23 protein-coding genes are annotated in these 18,906 nt (G+C 33.6%); 12 read left to right on the top strand and 11 right to left on the bottom strand.

The genetic code is table 11. The features are described 5' to 3' along the window. Nucleotides 1-49 precede the first annotated feature (49 nt). From ES674_RS12460 to ettA, 8 genes are all read left to right on the top strand, one after another. Nucleotides 50-598: an NADPH-dependent FMN reductase gene (locus tag ES674_RS12460; protein WP_148404452.1), complete on the top strand. Its 549-nt coding sequence runs from the start codon at nucleotides 50-52 to the stop codon at nucleotides 596-598. Further along, on the top strand, nucleotides 588-875 hold the full coding sequence (locus ES674_RS12455; protein WP_148404450.1) for a GNAT family N-acetyltransferase: 288 nt from the start codon (nucleotides 588-590) through the stop codon (nucleotides 873-875). Before ES674_RS12460 ends, ES674_RS12455 begins: the two co-directional genes overlap by 11 nt. A gap of 10 nt (nucleotides 876-885) precedes the next feature. Next, complete coding sequence (uraH, locus tag ES674_RS12450; protein WP_148404448.1) at nucleotides 886-1,299, top strand: hydroxyisourate hydrolase; 414 nt, start codon at nucleotides 886-888, stop codon at nucleotides 1,297-1,299. 17 nt (nucleotides 1,300-1,316) lie between these two features. After that, nucleotides 1,317-1,754 (top strand): MarR family winged helix-turn-helix transcriptional regulator, encoded by a 438-nt coding sequence (locus ES674_RS12445; protein ID WP_148404447.1) that lies wholly within the window; start codon nucleotides 1,317-1,319, stop codon nucleotides 1,752-1,754. A 65-nt stretch (nucleotides 1,755-1,819) separates the two neighbouring features. Beyond that, nucleotides 1,820-2,266 (top strand): pirin family protein, encoded by a 447-nt coding sequence (locus ES674_RS15635; RefSeq protein ID WP_246126042.1) that lies wholly within the window; start codon nucleotides 1,820-1,822, stop codon nucleotides 2,264-2,266. An 8-nt stretch (nucleotides 2,267-2,274) separates the two neighbouring features. Continuing rightward, complete coding sequence (locus ES674_RS15630; RefSeq protein ID WP_317132055.1) at nucleotides 2,275-2,538, top strand: pirin family protein; 264 nt, start codon at nucleotides 2,275-2,277, stop codon at nucleotides 2,536-2,538. Nucleotides 2,539-2,638: 100 nt separating this feature from the next. After that, complete coding sequence (locus ES674_RS12435) at nucleotides 2,639-2,821, top strand: CAL67264 family membrane protein (RefSeq protein WP_148404446.1); 183 nt, start codon at nucleotides 2,639-2,641, stop codon at nucleotides 2,819-2,821. 98 nt (nucleotides 2,822-2,919) lie between these two features. Then, the gene (gene ettA, locus ES674_RS12430) at nucleotides 2,920-4,611 is read left to right on the top strand and encodes an energy-dependent translational throttle protein EttA (protein ID WP_148404444.1); all 1,692 of its coding nucleotides are present in this window, start codon (nucleotides 2,920-2,922) and stop codon (nucleotides 4,609-4,611) included. Nucleotides 4,612-4,872: 261 nt separating this feature from the next. Here the strand turns inward: ettA and ES674_RS12425 are convergent, their stop codons facing one another. From ES674_RS12425 to ES674_RS12410, 4 genes are all read right to left on the bottom strand, one after another. Beyond that, nucleotides 4,873-5,073: a hypothetical protein gene (locus ES674_RS12425; RefSeq protein WP_246126041.1), complete on the bottom strand. Its 201-nt coding sequence runs from the start codon at nucleotides 5,071-5,073 to the stop codon at nucleotides 4,873-4,875. 123 nt (nucleotides 5,074-5,196) lie between these two features. Continuing rightward, nucleotides 5,197-6,024, bottom strand: a complete 828-nt coding sequence (locus ES674_RS12420; protein WP_148404440.1) for an MBL fold metallo-hydrolase — start codon at nucleotides 6,022-6,024, stop codon at nucleotides 5,197-5,199. A gap of 43 nt (nucleotides 6,025-6,067) precedes the next feature. Beyond that, nucleotides 6,068-6,532, bottom strand: a complete 465-nt coding sequence (locus ES674_RS12415) for a GNAT family N-acetyltransferase (RefSeq protein ID WP_148404438.1) — start codon at nucleotides 6,530-6,532, stop codon at nucleotides 6,068-6,070. Continuing rightward, the gene (locus ES674_RS12410) at nucleotides 6,525-7,547 is read right to left on the bottom strand and encodes a formimidoylglutamase (protein ID WP_148404436.1); all 1,023 of its coding nucleotides are present in this window, start codon (nucleotides 7,545-7,547) and stop codon (nucleotides 6,525-6,527) included. Before ES674_RS12410 ends, ES674_RS12415 begins: the two co-directional genes overlap by 8 nt. 117 nt (nucleotides 7,548-7,664) lie before the next feature. Here ES674_RS12410 and ES674_RS12405 point away from each other — a divergent pair, with 117 nt between their 5' ends. After that, on the top strand, nucleotides 7,665-8,546 hold the full coding sequence (locus tag ES674_RS12405; RefSeq protein ID WP_148404434.1) for a chromosome partitioning protein ParA: 882 nt from the start codon (nucleotides 7,665-7,667) through the stop codon (nucleotides 8,544-8,546). 69 nt (nucleotides 8,547-8,615) lie between these two features. On the opposite strand, the gene ES674_RS12400 is transcribed toward ES674_RS12405, so the two are convergent. The 4 genes from ES674_RS12400 to fumC all read right to left on the bottom strand — a co-directional run bounded on the left by ES674_RS12400 (nucleotide 8,616) and on the right by fumC (nucleotide 11,799). Then, nucleotides 8,616-8,828, bottom strand: a complete 213-nt coding sequence (locus ES674_RS12400; protein ID WP_148404432.1) for a hypothetical protein — start codon at nucleotides 8,826-8,828, stop codon at nucleotides 8,616-8,618. Nucleotides 8,829-8,831: 3 nt separating this feature from the next. Next, nucleotides 8,832-9,086: a hypothetical protein gene (locus tag ES674_RS12395; protein ID WP_148404430.1), complete on the bottom strand. Its 255-nt coding sequence runs from the start codon at nucleotides 9,084-9,086 to the stop codon at nucleotides 8,832-8,834. Continuing rightward, a complete protein-coding gene (gene hutI / locus ES674_RS12390; RefSeq protein WP_148404428.1) occupies nucleotides 9,070-10,305 on the bottom strand; it encodes an imidazolonepropionase in 1,236 nt (411 codons plus the stop codon). Before hutI ends, ES674_RS12395 begins: the two co-directional genes overlap by 17 nt. Nucleotides 10,306-10,398: 93 nt before the next feature. Beyond that, nucleotides 10,399-11,799: a class II fumarate hydratase gene (fumC, locus tag ES674_RS12385; RefSeq protein ID WP_148404426.1), complete on the bottom strand. Its 1,401-nt coding sequence runs from the start codon at nucleotides 11,797-11,799 to the stop codon at nucleotides 10,399-10,401. Between the two features lie 147 nt (nucleotides 11,800-11,946). On the opposite strand from fumC, the gene ES674_RS12380 reads away from it, so the two are divergent. Next, a complete protein-coding gene (locus ES674_RS12380) occupies nucleotides 11,947-13,260 on the top strand; it encodes an APC family permease (protein ID WP_246126040.1) in 1,314 nt (437 codons plus the stop codon). 73 nt (nucleotides 13,261-13,333) lie between these two features. Continuing rightward, nucleotides 13,334-13,513: a hypothetical protein gene (locus tag ES674_RS12375; RefSeq protein ID WP_148404424.1), complete on the top strand. Its 180-nt coding sequence runs from the start codon at nucleotides 13,334-13,336 to the stop codon at nucleotides 13,511-13,513. 181 nt (nucleotides 13,514-13,694) lie between these two features. On the opposite strand, the gene ES674_RS12370 is transcribed toward ES674_RS12375, so the two are convergent. From ES674_RS12370 to prfB, 3 genes are all read right to left on the bottom strand, one after another. Beyond that, nucleotides 13,695-16,157 (bottom strand): outer membrane beta-barrel family protein, encoded by a 2,463-nt coding sequence (locus tag ES674_RS12370; RefSeq protein WP_148404422.1) that lies wholly within the window; start codon nucleotides 16,155-16,157, stop codon nucleotides 13,695-13,697. 109 nt (nucleotides 16,158-16,266) lie between these two features. Beyond that, on the bottom strand, nucleotides 16,267-16,608 hold the full coding sequence (gene arsC, locus ES674_RS12365; protein WP_148404420.1) for an arsenate reductase (glutaredoxin): 342 nt from the start codon (nucleotides 16,606-16,608) through the stop codon (nucleotides 16,267-16,269). Between the two features lie 19 nt (nucleotides 16,609-16,627). Beyond that, nucleotides 16,628-17,738, bottom strand: a protein-coding gene (prfB, locus tag ES674_RS12360) for a peptide chain release factor 2 (RefSeq protein ID WP_148404418.1) whose coding sequence is annotated in 2 segments (ribosomal slippage) — nucleotides 16,628-17,674 and nucleotides 17,676-17,738 — 1,110 coding nt in all. Because the reading frame shifts where the segments join, the coding sequence is not laid out codon by codon here. Nucleotides 17,739-17,827: 89 nt separating this feature from the next. Here prfB and ES674_RS12355 point away from each other — a divergent pair. After that, nucleotides 17,828-18,853 (top strand): threonine aldolase family protein, encoded by a 1,026-nt coding sequence (locus tag ES674_RS12355; RefSeq protein WP_148404416.1) that lies wholly within the window; start codon nucleotides 17,828-17,830, stop codon nucleotides 18,851-18,853. The last annotated feature ends 53 nt before the right edge of the window (nucleotides 18,854-18,906 follow it).

The following is an 18,906-nucleotide window of genomic DNA, read 5'->3' as shown; positions in this document are numbered from 1 at the left end:
TTTCCATGGAATATATTTATATTTGTACAGATAACACGCATTTAATTACATGAAACATATAATTGCCTTCGCGGGAAGTAATAGTCAAAATTCCATTAATAAAAAGTTAGTTGAATATACGGCTAAATTGGTGTCCACATCTGAAATAGAAGTACAGATATTAGATCTAAACGATTTTGAAATGCCACTTTACGGAATAGATTTAGAAAGTCGTGATGGCCATCCCGATTCAGCTACAAATTTATTCAATCACATTCAAAATGCCGATGGTATAATTTTATCTTTAGCAGAACACAATGGTGCCTACACGGCTGTTTTTAAAAATGCATTCGATTGGATGTCCAGAATAAGTCATAAAACATTCGGACATAAGCCTTTGTTACTTATGTCAGCCTCTACAGGCGGTAGAGGAGGCGCATCGGTTTTAGCTATGGCGAAAGAGCGATTTCCAAGACATGAAACGAACATTTTAGCTGATTTCTCTTTACCCTTGTTTGAAACGCATTTTAAAGACGGCGAAATTAGTGACGAAACCCTTAAAACAGAATTATTAACTAAAGTTGAACTATTTAAAAACGAAATTATATATGGAAGTTAAACACAAAAAAGAAAATAAAAGCGGAACATTTTATATTGAAATAGATGGAAAGCAAGAGGCAGAAATGACCTATGAATTTGTTGATGATGCTATCATAGATATTAATCATACGGAAGTGAATGAATCCTTAAAAGGACAAGGTGTTGGCTATAAGTTGGTAGATGCAGCTGTAGCTTTTATGCGTGAAAACAATTTAAAAGCTGTTGCTAGTTGTCCTTATGTAGAACATGTTTTTTCGAAAAAACAGGATGATTATAAAGATGTCATTGCTAATTAAATAAATTAAGATGAAAGCAAAAAATATTTTATTCGTATTCATGCTTGCGGTTGCAAGTTTAAGTTTTGCACAAGACGTTACATACCTATTATCTAGTCATATTTTGGATATTACTCAAGGCCAACCAGCACCGAATGTAAAAATAAGTCTTTCCGAACAAGATAATAGCGGAAATTGGAAAACTATAGATGAAAAATTCACTGATGAAAATGGTAGAATTTCCGACTTTTTAAAACAGGAAAATGGTTCAAAAAAGAATGGGATTTATAAATTAACTTATTTTGTCGAGCCCTATTTCAAAAAAATGAATCAAAGCTCATTTTATCCTTTTATAGAAGTTGTTTTTGAAATTAAGAATGACAATCATTATCATGTTCCAATAACGCTATCTCCTTTTGGTTATTCAACATATAGAGGTAATTAAGGAAAATACATTCAAACATGGGAAATCTTTCTAAAGATATTAACTCAAAATTCGTAAATATTAAGGACAAAGCTTTAATTAATATTTTATACACGGCTAACTGGATTACCAGCTTTCAAAATGAGTTTTTCAATCCTTTTGGAATCTCTCCGCAACAGTACAATATATTAAGAATATTAAAAGGTTCCAAAGATGCTTTAAAAGTGCAAACTATTAAAGAGCGTATGATTGAAAGATCGCCAAATGCTACCAGATTAATGGATAAGTTAATTGCAAAACAATTAATTGAACGCTTTCCTTGTGAAAATGATAGGCGTGTGGTATTTGTCCAAATCACTCATGAAGGTAAAGAGCTTTTAGAATCTATTTCAACCGATTTTAATCACGAAATAACTAAAAACCTAACCGAAGATGACGCCTCACTTTTAAGTGAATTATTAGATAAAATGAGATAAATTTTCATAAAGCCGATGTTAAATCCAATTAATTTTAATGCTTTAAAAAGCGTCTTAAAATTATTATGAAAACACTTGTACATAAAGCAGAAGATAGAGGCTTTGAAAATCATGGCTGGCTGCAAGCTAATCACTCTTTTAGTTTCGCCAATAATTATGATAAACACAAAATGAATTTTGGTGCGTTACACGTTTTAAACGATGATATAATTGCACCAAAAATGGGATTTGGTACGCACCCTCATCAAAACATGGAAATTATTACCATTCCATTAGCAGGTGTTTTAAAGCATCGCGATAACATGAATCAGGATTGGCAAGCAGTTTTACCAAATGAAGTTCAAGTAATGAATGCTGGCACAGGTATTGAGCATTCAGAAATTAATGGTTCTGAAAATGATTACTTAAGCTTGTTTCAAATTTGGACAACTCCAAATATTCAGAACGTCAAGCCTCGGTATGAACAGAAAATTTTTCAAAAAAAGACAGCCTTAATAGGTTACAAGTTTTAGTAAGTTCTATAGATGAAAAGCATGAGGGCAGCTTAAAAATTCATCAGGATACCATTATTTCTAGAATTGTTTTAGATGCTGATAAAATTTGGGATTATAAATTGAAAAACTCAAATCATGGTGTATATGTTATGGTCATTTTAGGAAATATTTCTTTTGAAAACCAAATATTAGGTACCAGAGATGCTATAGGCGTATCAGAAACTGAACATTTCTCAATAAAGGCAAATCACGATTCAAGTTTATTATTCATTGAAGTTCCTATGAATTAGAGCACATTTAAAACACCTATTAAAAAGCATCCTTTTGGGTGCTTTTTCTGTTAAAAATCCCGATATTTGCTTTTGCTAACTATTAAACTAAAATTAAATTATGTCAATGAATAAAAATACCGTTTTAGCTTGGGCTACATGGATTATGATTTTTGTAGGTCTAGCCTTAATTGCTTTGGGTGCGTTTCGATATGATGACGTTGCTGGATGGGGATTTGCTGCTGTAGGTGTCGGTTTTTTTTCAATAGCATGGGTATTTAATGCATTGAAAGGGCGCGTTTAAAATCATTCAGCTTTCTTATATTATATATAGTCTTTTAGGAATTTAATAGTTCCAAGTTTACATAACACAACTTCACAACATTTCAATTTTACAATATTATGAGCGACGATAAAAAAGTAATTTTTTCCATGTCTGGTTTAACCAAGACATTTCCAGGTGCCAATGCGCCGGTTTTAAAGAATATTTATTTAAGTTTTTTCTACGGTGCTAAAATTGGGATTTTAGGTCTTAATGGTTCTGGAAAATCAACTTTGCTAAAAATTATTGCAGGTCAAGATAAAAACTATCAAGGTGATGTAACATTTTTACAAGATTATTCGGTTGGGTTTTTAGAACAAGATCCGCAAATGGATAATGACAAAACGGTTATGGAAATAGTTCGTGAAGGAGCAGCTGAAACCGTTGCTATTCTTGATGAATACAATAAAATAAACGACATGTTCGGTTTGGAAGAAGTGTATTCTGATCCAGACAAAATGGAGAAATTGATGAATCGTCAAGCATTGCTTCAAGATGAAATTGATGCATCAGATGCTTGGGAATTAGATACCAAATTGGAAATTGCCATGGATGCTTTAAGAACTCCAGATGGCGATAAAAAAATAGGCGTACTTTCCGGTGGAGAGCGTCGTCGAGTGGCTTTATGTCGCTTATTATTACAAGAACCGGATGTTTTGTTGTTAGATGAGCCCACTAACCACTTGGATGCGGAATCCGTACATTGGTTGGAGCATCATTTAGCACAGTATAAAGGAACGGTGATTGCCGTAACGCACGATAGATATTTCTTGGATAATGTAGCCGGCTGGATTTTAGAATTAGATAGAGGTGAAGGTATTCCTTGGAAAGGAAACTATTCGTCTTGGTTGGATCAAAAATCAAAACGTATGGCTCAAGAAAGCAAAACAGCTTCTAAACGTCAGAAAACATTGGAGCGTGAGTTGGAATGGGTACGTCAAGGAGCAAAAGGTCGTCAGACCAAGCAAAAAGCACGTTTGAATAACTATGACAAGTTAATGAGTCAAGATCAAAAACAATTGGATGAGAAATTAGAAATCTACATTCCAAATGGTCCGCGTTTGGGAACCAATGTTATTGAAGCTAAAGGCGTGAGCAAAGGTTATGATGATAAATTATTATATGAAGATTTAAACTTCAACTTGCCACAAGCTGGAATTGTTGGTGTTATTGGTCCAAACGGTGCCGGTAAAACCACTATTTTTAGAATGATTATGGGTGAAGAAACGCCAGATAAGGGTGAATTTATAGTAGGTGATACTGCTAAAATTTCATACGTAGATCAAAGTCATTCCAATATTGACCAAGAAAAATCTATTTGGCAAAACTTTAGTGACGAGCAAGAACTTGTTATGATGGGTGGAAAACAAGTAAATTCTCGAGCTTATTTAAGTCGCTTTAACTTTAGTGGAAGTGAACAGAATAAAAAAGTGAAATTATTGTCTGGTGGTGAACGAAACCGATTGCATTTAGCCATGACCTTAAAAGAAGAAGGCAACGTGTTGCTATTAGACGAGCCAACAAACGACTTGGATGTTAACACGTTAAGAGCTTTAGAGGAAGGATTAGAAAACTTTGCAGGCTGTGCTGTAGTTATTAGTCACGACCGTTGGTTTTTAGATAGAGTTTGTACGCATATTTTAGCTTTTGAAGGCAATAGTGAAGTCTACTTCTTTGAAGGTGGCTTTAGTGAATATGAAGAAAATAAGAAAAAACGTTTGGGTGGCGATTTAATGCCGAAACGAATTAAATATAAAAAATTAGTTCGCTAATTAAAAATGAAAAAGCTTCGATATAGTCGAGGCTTTTTTATTGAATTTATTTCTTCTATTTAGGTTGGTATAGATATCCGGAACTTAATTTATAGTTATCCACTTCAATACTGTTTAGGTCTGTTATGTTCTTTTCTAATGCATCCATTTCTTTTTTCCACTGCTTTTCCGGAGTAATAGTGTTTAAAAACAATTTGGTTTTAAATGCAATTACTAGAACTATAAAATTAATACTGCTAAAAAGATTACGGTTTCCATAAATTATTTATTGTTGTACATATGGCCTTCCGTAAAATCTCTATAAGGTTTATTTGAACTCTCATTTTCCATAGGAGATGTTTGACTCAAGCGATCATTTTCTTTTTTGAGGATATAGGATTTCCGAACCCCTAAAATTAGCAGCACCAAAAAGATAAGCACAGTAATGGCAAGCATGGTTACAATGCTTAACTGCTCAATCAAAATAATAGTTTGATAGAGCCGGAAGTTCCAGATAAATAACATAATAAAATGATAATTGACTTAATAGCTCTTCAAATATAAAATATTTTTCGCAGTAAAGAATTATAAATGAAAATATTATGATTAATTGTACCAGTCTAACTGTATTACTTCAATTGTTTTATTTTTGGAATTTACTACATTCTTAAAAGATTCAACATCACTAAAGCCATCTGTTCCACGGTAATGATAGGGCAATATTTTTTTAGGCATAAACTCTAAAACGGCATCTGCAGCACTTTCTATAGTCATTGTATAAGGTAAATTCATACAAACTAATGCCACATCAATATTTTTTAAATTTCGCATTTCTAGTATATCTTCCGTATCACCAGAAATATAAATTCGTTGGTTATTTAAAGTTAATACATAACCGTTTCCACGTCCTTTTGTGTGATAGGCTAAAGCATCTTCCCGCAAATTATACATAGGTATAGCTTCAATATTCAATGTGTCATTAGAAATTGAAAAATTTTCATTGAATCCATTTGAAAGTACTTTGTAATTAGAAATTAAAGCTTTTGATAGTTTCTCTTTTACCGCTTCAGGCCCTATAATTATGGTATTTGGCGCCATAACAGCTTCAAGAGTAGAATTGTCTAAATGATCTCCGTGAATATCTGTGATCAAAATAAAATCTGGTTTTTGAAAACTCTTATAAAGTGAATCATTTCCTACAGGATCAATATAAATACTTATATTTTGATAGGTAATTACTAAACTAGCATGATTTACAGGCGTAATTTTTATATCAGCGAAGGTAAAATCATCGGTGTTGTTAATTTGTGAAGTTTCCGTATTTGTAGAATCTGAAACATTATTAATTACTTCTTGATCTGATGTATTTTTATCGGATTTACAGTTGAAAAAGAATAAGGCAATGACTAAAATTAGAATATATTTAGTTTTCATATAAAGTTGTTAGACTGTTAAGATACGGTTTTAATAAAAAAATTTATCGCAGTTCCAATACCATTTTAATATTTCCGCGTTTATAAGGGGAATTTTCTTCCACAGGAATTTCTATAAAGCCATATTTTCTATATAAATAAATGGCATTAGCTAATTTCGTATTTGAATAGAGTAGTAGACTTTTAAAATTTTTATCTCGCGCAAAATTGATGCAATATTGTAATAATTGTTGACCAATTTTTTGTCCACGTAAATCAGGATTTACAGCCATTTTTGTAAGTTCCAAAACGGTTTTATCTGCTGTGGGCATCAAAGCAACCGTTCCAACGATTTCCAAATCTGATTGAACGAAAAATATAAAGCCACCTTTATCAATTATGTATATTTCAGGCTTGCTTAAAACCTCTTCATCAAAAGGCTCTACATAAAAATACGTTTTCAACCATTCTATGTTTAAATCATAAAAGGATTGGACAAATTGTTTTTCAAAAGGGATTATTTTAAGCATTGGCATGAGCTCTAATAAAGTCAGTTAATAAATATGTTAATAGTTTTCCAACTTGCGTTTCTGTTTCAGGAGTTGGTGCAGCCTCACATAAATGAAGATATTTAACCTGTTTGCTTGCCGCCGCACTGCTTAACAAGTAACGCGTTTTGGTTACGCTAAATCCGCTAGGTGTCATGGCACTGCTGGGCACATTTTCTATAGCATCACAATCCAATTCAATACCATAGGGTTTAGATTGCACGAATTCTAACGCCCGATTTACCTCCGATTTAAATGCTAATTCCTTTCTAATTTCCATAGACTCAAAGGTATTGAAGTCCAAATGTGGATTAACTTGGAGCTGTTTAAAAATAACATCGGAAGTATAATTCTCATGCAATCCAAAAATAAAATAATTTTTTAAAAAGCCTTCAGAATAAGCATAACTAAAGCCATTACCACTATGACGACCTTCTTCATTTCTAAAATCGCTATGTGCATCAAAATTGATAACGTTTATAGGTTTTTTAAGCGCCAATGAGGTGCCTTTAATATTTCCGTAGGCATTATTATGACCGCCACCAATAACAATGGGTGTTTTGCCCGCTTTTATAATATGGGTCATTAAATCTGTAACGTGTTTATCAATTTTTGAAACCATTTTTCTTGCAATTTGGAGGTCATCTAGAGTAGTCTGATTCAGATCTTTCATTTTCTCCATTTCTTTAGAAAAATCTAAATGTCCCAGAATTAGAACCCTACTGGCATGGGTAAACGCATTACTTTGAATATTTAATAATACTTTAAGGCAGGCATGCCAAGCTCCAGATGTACCTGTTTTTCCTAGGTTAGCAAATACGCCAACATCTTCAGGTATTCCAAAAATAACATACTGAACGTCTAAAGTATTAAGTTGTTCGTATATATGGGAGGTTTCGGTGAGCACAGAAATATGTTCACCAAACTTGGATTCGCCTGGGCGCTTATTTAATAAGGATTTAAGATTAGATTCTTTAAATAATACCAGTCTATCCATTTTAAATGTTAATTTAGATGTAAAGTATAAAAGTACTTTATATTTGAAACTTTAAAAACAATTGCGTAAAAAAGCACAAAAATAATAGTAACTTTATTTTTTTAACGAAATCAATTTATGGAAAACAACAAAAACAGTACAGGTTTAAAAGTCGCATTGGGTATTGCCTTGGTTTTATTTGTAGCAACAGGTATTTATACCTCAAAACTTTACAAAGAGAAAAAGAGCACAGAAGCACAATTATTACAAGAAAAGGAGATGGTCATGACCGATTTGACCAATATGGCGAAACAATATGATGTTGTTATTGGCGAAAATGAAATTTCAAATGAAAAATTAGTAGAAGCAAAAGCGCGTATTCAGGGCTTAATAGATTCATTAAAAGTTTCAGAAACCAACATTCAGAGTTTATACCGTTACAAATCTAAATACACGGCTTTACAGAAAGAAATGGACGTTTTATTAAGAGATAATGAACGTTTGAAAAATGAAAACCAATATTTATCAACGTCTTTAGACAGCACAAGAACACGTTTGCAAGAACGAACTATGTTTACGGATTCTTTATTGGTGCAAAACACAGCTTTAGCTGAAGTCGTTAGTAATGCATCTGTATTAGGAGCTGTTGGCTTAAAAGGTAATGGTGTTATTGAACGTACTTCCGGTAAGTTAATTCCAACAGAAAGTGCAAGACGTGCGGATAAAATTAGTGTTTGTTTTACGGTTCCAAGAAACACTTTAGTAAAAGCTGGTGATCATGAATTATACATTCAAGTAATTGATCCAAAGAATAATACGTTGGGTGCAAATGAGCAAATTGAATTTGGAGATAAAGTTTTAAACTACAGTATTGTCAGTAAATTTAATTACGAAAATGCGAGTTTGAATATTTGTGAATTTATTAGCCCAAAAGGTAATAATTTTGAAAAAGGTCGTTACGTGGTAAATGTTTACAATCAGAAAGATTTAGTTTCTACCACAGAATTTACTATAGATTAAATAATATATTTTGAGTGTTCCATAACACTCTTAATGAAAGAACCCGAAAGTTTAGGTTTTCGGGTTTTTTTATGTTTTTAAGAGAGATAAACTAGTAATGCAAGCTTCACGAATGTGCCAAACTGTTTCAAAATTGTAGATAATACCTTCTGAAATTATCCAGTTTTCCATAAAATGGAGATGTATATTTACTATATAATACCCAATTTGATGCGGTTGAATTTCTTCTTCATAAAGTAACGCCTTATAAAATGATGTCTGACTTGTGTTGGCTTCGCACATTTTTTACATACCCAAATATAATTTTACTTCAAAATGTACATTTGCGTGTGCTAGAGCAGCTAAATATGCATGTTTGATAAAACACATACCTTTTTGCTGAAAAATAACTAAAGAATAATCACTTCTGTCCAAATTCCGACGGTACGGTAAATTTTGAACGTGAATCCCGGCATTTATAAAATTGGTAATACCAATTACGGCTAGTTCTAGCGTGGCGCCATCTTGAGAATTTAAATTGAAATTATATGAATTGTCCATTAATCATAACCTTATAAATATGGTTACTTCCAAAAGCGTAGGGTAAAAAAGCATAACTTGGAATGTCTTTAGTGATAATAATATTAGCTTTTTTACCGCGCGTAATACTACCGTACATATTTCCTACGCCCATAGCATAAGCACCGTTGATGGTGGCGGCATTTATAGCTTCTTCAGGGGTTATTCTCATTTTAATACAAGCTGTACTTATAACAAAATTCATGTTGCCGCTAGGTGTAGAACCCGGATTATAATCTGAAGCCAAAGCTAAAGGCAATCCTGCGTCAATCAATTTTCTAGCGGGTGTGTAAGGAATACTTAAGAAATAGGAACAGGAGGGAAGTGCCACGGGCATAGTTTCACTATTTTTAAGGACTTCAATATCGCTGTCATTTAAAACTTCTAAATGATCCACTGAAAGGGCTTGATTGTTTACGCCAATTTCAATGCCTCCAAACGCGTTGAATTGGTTGACATGAATTTTTGGGATTAATCCATGCGCTGTTCCAGCTTTTAAAATGCGCTCGGTGTCTATTAAGTCGAAATACCCTTTTTCACAAAAAACATCAATATATTTTGCTAATTGCTCGTTTGCAACAGTAGGAATCATGTCATTAACAATCAAATCTACAAAACCTTCTTTATTATCTTTAAATTCTTTTGGTACAGCATGTGCCGCCAAAAGTGTGGCTTCAATTTTTAGTGGAAAATTCTGTTTTAAACGTTTTATTACCCGAAGCATTTTTAATTCAGCCTCAATAGTCAGTCCATAACCCGATTTTATTTCTATAGCACCTGTACCTAATTGCATAACTTGCTGTAAGCGGTTAGCAGACTGCTCATATAAATCATCTTCACTCGTTTGCTGCAATTTTTCAGCAGAATTTAGAATACCTCCGCCACGATTAGCAATGTCTTCATAGCTAAAACCATTAATTCTATCTACAAATTCTTGCTCGCGATTTCCCGCATAAACAATGTGCGTGTGAGAGTCACACCATGTTGGTAAAACTACTTTTCCAGTAGCGTCAATAATGGTGTCAGCTTCTATTTTTTTACAATCGGCCATAGTTCCAAAACCAACTATCGTATCGTCATCAATTAAAAGATAAGCATCTTTAATAATTGGAAGCTGCTTCATATCCCTTCCAGAGATTTTTGGGATATGATTTTCTCTTACTTGAAGTAATTCTTTTATGTTGATTATGAGTGTCGTCACGATGTTGGTTTTTTCAAAGTTCTTCAATTTTTGGGAAATAAAAAAACGCTAACAAAAAATTGTTAGCGTTTATAAAAAATTATAAGAATAAACTTATTTGTTTCTTTTGCCAACCATTTCTTCTGGTTTTACCCAAGCGTCATAATCTTCAGCAGTAACGTAACCTAAATTAACGGCTTCCTCTTTTAAAGTTGTTCCGTTTTTATGAGCCGTATTCGCAATTTCTGCAGCTTTATAATAGCCTATTTTGGTATTTAAGGCGGTTACAAGCATTAAAGAATTATTTAATAATTGTTTAATAACATCGTGGTTTGGCTCGATACCTTGAGCACAATGTTCATCAAAACTCATACAAGCATCACCCAATAATTGAGCAGATTGTAAAACATTTGCAGCCATCATAGGTTTAAAAACATTAAGTTCATAATGACCTTGCGTGCCACCAACGGTTACTGCAACATCATTTCCCATAACTTGGGCGCAAACCATAGTTAAAGCTTCACATTGTGTAGGATTTACTTTTCCTGGCATAATAGAACTTCCAGGCTCATTAGCTGGAATATTAATTTCACCAATTCCAGAACGTGGGCCAGAAGCCATCATTCTAATATCATTGGCGATTTTATTCAAAGATACAGCCAATTGCTTTAAAGCGCCATGTGTTCCTACCAAAGCGTCATGTGCTGCTAAAGCTTCAAATTTATTGGGTGCGGTTATAAATGGTAGGTTGGTGAAATCAGCTATATATTTAGCTACTAATTCAGAATAACCATCCGGTGTATTCAATCCAGTTCCAACAGCTGTTCCGCCTAAAGCTAATTCAGATAAATGCGGCATTGTGTTTTCAAGGGCTTTTAATCCATGATCTAATTGGGATACATAACCAGAAAATTCTTGACCTAAAGTAATTGGCGTAGCATCCATTAAATGAGTTCTACCAATTTTAACCACATCTTGAAAGGCTTGCGATTTTTTATGAAGCGTATTTCGCAGTTGAATAACGCCATGAATAGTAGTTTCAACTATTTTTTTATAAGCAGCAATGTGCATGCCTGTCGGAAATGTATCATTTGAAGATTGAGATTTGTTAACATCATCATTTGGCTGAATTGTTTTTTCGCCTTCACCAATTGTTTTTCCTGCAATTTGATGTGCCCTATTGGCAATAACCTCATTAACGTTCATATTACTTTGCGTTCCTGAACCGGTTTGCCAAATAACCAATGGAAATTGATCGTCGTGCTGGCCAGCTAAAATCTCTTCACAAACTCTTGCAATAAGATCCCGCTTTTCTTCTGAAAGTACACCTAATTCACAGTTAGTAAAAGCAGCAGCCTTCTTTAAATAGGCAAAACCATAAATTATTTCCAAAGGCATGGAAGCCGGTGGACCAATTTTAAAATTATTTCTTGAACGTTCTGTTTGTGCTCCCCATAATTTGTCTGCAGGCACTTGGACTTCGCCCATGGTATCTTTTTCTATTCTAAAATTCATGATTATTATAAATTGAAATAAAATTAGTTCTTTCGCGAATTTACGATTTTATGATTAATACTGTTGACAGTTCAAACAATATTTGTTAGAAAACAATCCCTAATGTTTTAGTTATAATAATAAAAACTTACTTTTAAATTTCATGGCATGATCAATATAACTAATATGACGAATTCCAAACTATCCAAAGAAAAAATTAGTCTACGAGAGGCTATATCTATTGGAATCGGCGGAATGGTGGGTGGTGGTATTTTTGCTGTACTTGGATTGGCGGTTTCTTTAGCGCAAGGCGGAACGCCTATTGCTTTTCTATTCGCAGGCGTAATAGCCAGTTTAACGGCCTATAGTTATTCTAAACTGTCTTTAGCCTATCCTGATAGAGGTGGAACGGTTAAATTCATTAATCAAGCGTTTGGTAAAACCGTATTTAGTGGTGGTATTAATAATTTATTATGGATAAGTTATGTCATCATGCTTTCTTTATATGCTTCTGCCTTCGGATCATACGCACCTAATTTATTTGAAATTACGGGAAACACGACTTACGATTTCCATCTGTATTTAACTGCCATTATAGTGGTGGCTACAGCTATTAATTATTACAGTATTGCTGTAGTGAGTAAAATAGAAGCCTATGCTGTAATTATTAAGCTTATTATTTTACTGGCATTTGTAGGCTTGGGATTATACGGCTTGCTAGATAATCCAAATGTGGAACAGTTGGCAGTTTCTAATTGGAAGAGCCCCTTGCTTTTATTAACCGGCGGGATGGTTATTTTTGTAGCTTATGAAGGTTTTGAACTTATTGCGAATGCAGCGCCAGACATTACTAATCCGAAAAAGAACATACCAAAAGCCTATAATTATTCTGTATGGTTTGTTGTTTTTTTATATATAATAATTGCCATTGTTACTGTGGGATCCTTGCCATTTAATGAAATTGCTAAATCTGAAGATTATGTTTTAGCTGAAGCCGCCAAACCTATGTTGGGGAAATTAGGTTTTGCAATTATAACTATAGCCGCTCTTATATCTACGTTTTCTGCTATTAATGCGTCTCTTTATGGCGGTAGTCGCGTGAGTTTTGAGTTGGCGGAAGATGATGAACTTCCACATCATTTAACGAGCATGCTATGGAACAAACCCATTGGTTTATTAATTACAGCCGGTTTAACCTTATTATTAGCGAATAGTTTAGAATTAGAAAGTATTTCAACAGCGGGTAGTGCTGGATTTTTGCTCATTTTCGCTATAGTAAATTTTATCGCTTTTCGACAGTCTAAAACTATTAATGCTAAAAAAACAGTACCCTTTTTAGGTTGTTTAGGCTGTTCTATAGCATTTGTTACTTTAATAATTCAACAATACAACTCAAATATTGTTGGTGTAATGGTCATTACCTCAGTTATTTTAGTATGTTTTGCTTTAGAATATATTTTTAAGAAAACACAACGCAAATAAATTTTGAGTCTCCTATTGTAAAACATAAGTCTTTATTATATCTTTGCCTTAATTAATTGAAAAAAGAACCATCATGTTTACTTTTGAACAGTATTTAGGATTTTTAGCATTTGCAACTATTTTAACCATTGGATTCTGGTTAATGATTTTTTTGATAACGTTTGTTGTTCCTTATTGGATTGGCGGCGCGTTGATGGAGCGTTTGAAAGAAATGCGTGATGAGAAGAAAGCAAAAAGACAAGCATTAAACTAATTAGCAATTAGTATATCATAAAGTAAAACGTCTGAAAGAAATTTTCAGACGTTTTTTTTATGTCTAATATTCAGATATTTCTTCTTATAAATTACTTCGAAATTTTAAAAAACAGGTATGCTGTAAAACAAAAAAAACTGCCCATTCAGGCAGTTTTTAATTAGTATTCTATCTTAATATTTTATCCTTCGTAATCAAAATCACCACCACCATTAGTGCTTCCGCCACGTTCTTGACGTTTTTTCTGTTGATTAAATCGGTAGGTTAATGATAATGTAAAACTGCGCTCGCGCCATTGAAATTCAGAATCACTCATAAAGGTATTCGTGAAAGTTTCAGATTGACGTTTACGACTATTTAATAAATCACTAACGTTTAAAGCAATTGAAGCCTTGTCCTTAAGAAAGTCTTTACTAAATGCCATATTTGTTGAAAACACGCCATCACGTCTGTTTTGGGCATCTTCTGAAGGACCACTGTAATTTAAACTTGTCTGCCATTCAATTTTTCCAGGTAATGTATATTTATTATTTAAACGTGCAAACCAGCTGTTACTTGTGTTATCTAAAGATAAACCATTTGGTGTCTCACCAGTAACACTTTGCTGAAAGTAATTAAAGTTAGCATTAATATTCCATTTTTTCATTGGATTATAAGTAACAGTAAATTCAAACCCTAAACGGTCTTCTTCAGCTAAATTTATCGGTGTACGCTCTATAACAGTGAACTCTTGTCCATTAACAGTTACTGGAACCCCTGTGTCGAAACTAACAAAACTAAATACGTCTGTAGCATGTTGATAATAGGCTGAACCGTTTAAAGAAACTTTACCAAATTTTCTATAATAACCTAAATCATATTGACCTGAATAACTTGGCGCCAATTGCGGATTTCCTCTAAAAACAGACGTTACGCTTGAACGTGAAGGAAATGGATTGATAAAATAAGAACGTGGTCGTTGAATACGTCTACTATATCCTAAAGTTACGTTTTCATCTTCGCTTATTTCATAATTTAAGTTTACGGTTGGGAATAAACCTGTATAGTCATTTTTAGAGAAATCACCACTTGTTGGTTGATCAACAGTAATACGTGTGTTTTCTAAACGAAGTCCAGCTAAAAATGAAAACTTACCAAATTTACTCCCAAATTGTGTATATGCTGCATTCACATATTCACGGTAATTTAAAAAGTTTGAAAGGTTTGTATTCACTTCAAATTCGTTAGTATCTGTATTTAATAAAGATAATTTATAATCAGTGTCTTGGTTTTCAAAGTTACCTCGATATCCTAATTCAAATTGGCTATTTTCACCAATTGGTAATACATAATCAACTTGAAGCAGTATTTCTTCTTGATCCTCTAAAGTTGATACTCTTTCAGTATTTTCTCCTTCTACTAAAACTCTAGAAAATTCATCTTCAGAATTATTTTCATATTGAAAATCCATAGTTAGCTTATGACCATTATCGTTAAAATCTTTCATGAAATTTAAGGAATATTGCATAACTTTGTCGTCTTCAAATTCTGGGTCAAAACGATTAGTTTGGGAAAGAAAGTTCTTGTTTTCATCAAGTATGATTAAGGTATTCTCTGTGTTACTTTCGTTGTCACCATTTCTATATGAAACTGCACCTGTTAATGAGGCTGAATCAGTTATATACCATTCCACTCCAAAATTAGTACTTATTCCCTTTCTAACGCGCTCATAATTGTTCTGTTCATCGGCAAAGGTATCAGGATTATCCATTATAATATTACCAAACTCATCATAAACTCTATTAAAGTATTGCGTGTAGGAATTGGAATTCCCTGGAACTTCACGATAATCATAACTTGTGGTATTAAAAATATTAACATCACCTGTTCGGTAATTTACATTTCCAGAAATACCAGCAGATTTTGGATATCCAAAATTTGTGGTAACCGCACCATTAAATCCTTGTAACTTACTTCTTCTAAGAATAATATTTAAAATACCTGCGGTTCCTTGTGCTTCATATCGTGCAGATGGAGACGTGATGACTTCTACACGTTCTATAGATTCTGCTGGTAACTGACGTAAGGCTTCAGTAGAATTTAAACCTACCAAACCAGACGGTTTACCATTAATTAAAATGGTAACATTACCATTTCCACGTAATGCTACATTACCTTCCACATCTACCGATACCGAAGGAACATTATCCAAAACGTCACTTACAGTTCCACCGCTAACGGTTAAATCTTGACCAACATTGTATATTTTTTTATCTAGACGAATATCTACGGTTGTTACTTCAGCAATTATTGAAACTTCTTCAAGCGCTTGAGCATTTTCTGCCAATCCAATCGTTCCTATATTTTTATCGGAAGTCAATTCTTGATTCGGGATGGTTAATTTATCAAATCCCATAAATTCGACAGTTATATCATAAGTTCCACTTGGAACTGGAATACTAAAATCACCTGTTTCTGTAGTTATTCCTCCAGTAACTATACGGTTTTCGGCTTTATTAACAAAAGCTACCGTTGCATATTCTAATGGTACGTTTGTTGTTTTTTCAAATACTTTACCAGTTACGGTAACTTCTTTATCGCTTTGTGCAGATACCTTTAGAACTGCTAAAACGACTAGAGAAAAGGTTAAAATTAGTTTATTCATGAATATATTTTTTCTTTATGACTGCAAAAATAACCTTTGGTTTAAAGGGTTTTGGTTAAAAATTTGTTAAATAAAAAAGCTTCAATTTTTACGATTGAAGCTTCAGTTTTTATAAAATTTCGAGTATTTTTTCAGGTGGTCTGCCAATAATTGCTTTCTTACCATTTATAACAATTGGTCGTTCAATGAGTTTCGGGTTTTTAACCATGGCTGAAATAATTTCTGAATCGGACATTTCTTTATCCTTATACTGTTCCTTCCAAATGGCTTCGTTTTTTCGAACTAATTCAATAGGTTTAATACCTAATAAAGAAATGATATTTTTCAGTTCTTTTTCTGAAGGCACATCATCCAAATACTTTTTAATCTCAAAGGCTTTGCCAGATTTTTCTAATAGTTCTAATCCACAGCGTGATTTACTGCAGCGGTTATTGTGATAAATTGTTATCATAATTCGAAATTTTAAAAGTTTAAAGCTGATTAGTATCTTCCGTTTTTTGTCCCATCATCATTAAATAGGCTTTTAAAAACGGTTCAATATTGCCATCCAAAACAGAATCTACGTTACCAGTTTCATGAGCTGTTCGGACGTCTTTTATCAATTTATAAGGATGTAAAACATAATTACGAATTTGACTTCCCCATTCTATTTTCATCTTATCAGCCTCAATATCTTGACGTTGTGCAAGCTGTTTTTGCAATTCAATTTCATATAATTGCGATTTCAACATTTGCATGGCGCGCGAGCGGTTATCATGTTGAGAACGCGTTTCGCTACAAGAAATATGAATTCCTGTGGGCTTATGAACAAGCTGCACTTTGGTTTCAACTTTATTCACGTTTTGTCCACCAGCACCACTAGATCTGGCTGTTGTTATTTCAATATCAGCAGGATTTATCTCAATTTCAATCGTATCATCTACCAAAGGATATACATAAACTGAAGCAAAACTGGTATGGCGCTTGGCATTAGAATCAAAAGGCGAGATTCTTACTAGTCTATGCACACCATTTTCACCTTTTAGCCAACCGAAAGCAAAATCACCTTCAATTTCCAAAGTCACCGTTTTTATGCCGGCTACATCTCCTTCTTGGTAATTGAGTTCTTTAACTTTAAAGCCGCTTTTTTCGGCATACATTAAATACATGCGCATAAGCATGCTAGCCCAATCGCAACTTTCTGTTCCACCAGCACCAGCGGTGATTTGCAAAATAGCGCTTAAACTATCGCCTTCTTCTGAAAGCATATTTTTAAATTCTAAATCCTCAACGAGTGTTTCTGCCTTTTCAAACCGTTCTTCAACATCTTCATAAGTAGCTTCATCTTCTTTATAAAACTCGTAAATAACCTCTAAATCTTCATGAAGTGTCATGCCAACTTCATAATCAGAAACCCATTTTTTTTTGGTACGAAGGGATTGCATAACTATTTCGGCCGCTTTGGAATCATTCCAAAAATCTGGAGAGAAGGTTTGTTCCTCTTCGTTTTGAATTTCAATTAATTTGGCATCTATGTCAAAGATAGTGCCTAAGTTTATCGAGGCGGGATTTTAGATCTTTAATTTGATCTGAAGTAATCATAGGTTATAAATTTTAACAAAAATATAATTAAAACTATCAACAGAAAACTTAAAATGGATTAATTTTAAAGCATCTTAATACCTGTTTTTATGAAAATTGACTTACGAAGCGATACCGTTACAAAACCTACAAAAGGCATGCTTGATGCAATGATGTCTGCCCAAGTTGGAGATGATGTTTATAAAGAAGATGAAACTGTAAATGCTTTGGAAATGCGACTTGCCAAGCTTTTTGGTAAACCTCAAGCTTTGTTTTTTCCTTCGGGAACCATGACGAATCAGACAGCTATAAAATTACATACCAATCCAGGAGATCAAGTTATTTGCGATAAAGATGCGCATATTTATCATTATGAAGGTGGCGGCGTTTCTTTTAATTCTGGCGTTTCTTGTAAATTATTAGCTGGAGAACGCGGCATGTTTACAGCAAACCAAGTTGTAGAAGCAATTAATCCACCCGATTTTTATCACAGCCCGTTAACCAAATTGGTGGAAGTTGAAAATACGGCCAATAGAGGAGGAGGTTCCTGTTGGGATTTTGAGGAACTTCAGAAAATTAGAACCGTTTGCGATACCAATCAGTTAGGTTTCCATCTAGATGGCGCGCGTTTATGGAATGCCCTGGTAGCGAAAAAAGAAACAGCTAAAGATTATGGTACCGTTTTTAATACGATTTCAGTATGTTTAAGCAAAGGTTTAGGCTGCCCAATTGGATCCGTTTTAATTGGTGATGAAGCCCTTATGAAAAATGCCATCCGCATCCGTAAAATATTAGGCGGCGGCATGAGACAAGCCGGTTATTTAGCTGCTGCGGGATTATATGCCTTAGATAACCATGTGGAACGACTAGCAGAAGATCATCAAAAAGCGAAGGAAATTGGATCTGTTTTACTAGGATTGCCTTTTATAAAGAAAGTAGAGCCTGTTGAAACCAATATCATAATTTTTGAATTGGCCGAACGGAAAAATGAAATAGCCTTTTTAAATTATTTTGCAGAAAAAGACATTATTTTAAGCGGAATGGGCAGCGGAAAACTGCGTATTGTCACGCATTTGGATTATACAGATTCCATGCATGATCATTTTTTAACGGTTTTGAAAGGCGTGAAATTGTAAGAATTTTAATAATTAGTATAAAGTCAGATAGATTTAAGATGAATTTTTGAAAC

The organism is Bizionia myxarmorum, assembly GCF_008086205.1.
GTDB lineage: Bacteria > Bacteroidota > Bacteroidia > Flavobacteriales > Flavobacteriaceae > Algorimicrobium > Algorimicrobium myxarmorum.
Note: the sequence above shows the minus strand (reverse complement) of the source record. Positions and strands in the feature narration are given on the sequence as shown.